This window comes from Phocaeicola sp. RTP21198st1_B8_RTP21198_201120 (assembly GCF_040929485.1).
Taxonomy (GTDB): Bacteria; Bacteroidota; Bacteroidia; order Bacteroidales; family Bacteroidaceae; genus Phocaeicola; species Phocaeicola dorei.
In genome coordinates this window covers 1-781 of the sequence record NZ_JBCOCI010000186.1, presented here as the reverse complement: position 1 = coordinate 781, position 781 = coordinate 1, and the positions used below count along the sequence as shown (strand labels likewise).

Annotated in this window: 1 protein-coding gene; it reads left to right on the top strand. The window is 38.0% G+C overall.

What is annotated here, in order from left to right; all coding sequences use genetic code 11:
• Nucleotides 1–139 precede the first annotated feature (139 nt).
• Entirely contained in the window at nt 140–778 is a 639-nt protein-coding gene (locus AB5935_RS24260; RefSeq protein ID WP_004307636.1) for an HU family DNA-binding protein, read from the top strand.
• The last annotated feature ends 3 nt before the right edge of the window (nt 779–781 follow it).

Below are 781 nucleotides of genomic sequence, written 5' to 3'. Positions count from 1 at the left end.
TCTTATCACAGTAATGATATGCATATATCATGCTAATGATAAGTACTTATCACAACGATGATAAATAACAGATATCAAGAAGAAAATTAAGAAACATCAAGAAGATAATCTACAAACATCTAAAGAAAAAAGAAAGACTATGGCAGTACAATTTGAACTATATAAGACTCCGATGCCGAAGGAGAAGAAAAACAAGGTAAGATATCATGCGCGTCCGATTAGTTATGAAACAGTAAATACGAAAAAACTGGTTTACCGGATTCACGATCGCTGTTCATTAAGCCCGTCTGATGTGACAGCAACTTTGGAAGAACTGAAATACGAAGTGGCACAGTGCCTTAAAGAAGGGAAAAAGGTGCATATCGACGGATTGGGATATCTACAAGTAACTCTTTCCTGCGAAGAAGAAATACGGGATCCTAAAGATAAGCGAGTGCATAAAGTTAAACTGAAAGCAATCAAATTCAAAGCAGACAAAGAACTGAAAGCCGAACTTTCCGATATGGAATTCCACCGTTCGAAATACAGGCCACATTCTGCCGGGCTTTCTGAAGTGGAGATAGATATGGAATTGACAAAGTATTTTGCAGAAAACCAACTTATCACCCGAAAAGACTTCCAGTACCTCTGCGGAATGACACAAATTACTGCATACCGCCATATTAAAAGACTAATCGCAGAGAAGAAGTTGCAAAACAAAGGAACTACCCACCAACCCATTTATACACCCGTTCCAGGTAATTACAGGGTTTCGGTAGCTGTGAAATACAAAGAATAAGAA

What these genes read in the sequence shown, in the direction of transcription:
- AB5935_RS24260 (WP_004307636.1), top strand. Translation starts at nt 140, where the DNA reads ATGGCAGTACAATTTGAACTATATAAGACTCCGATGCCGAAGGAGAAG.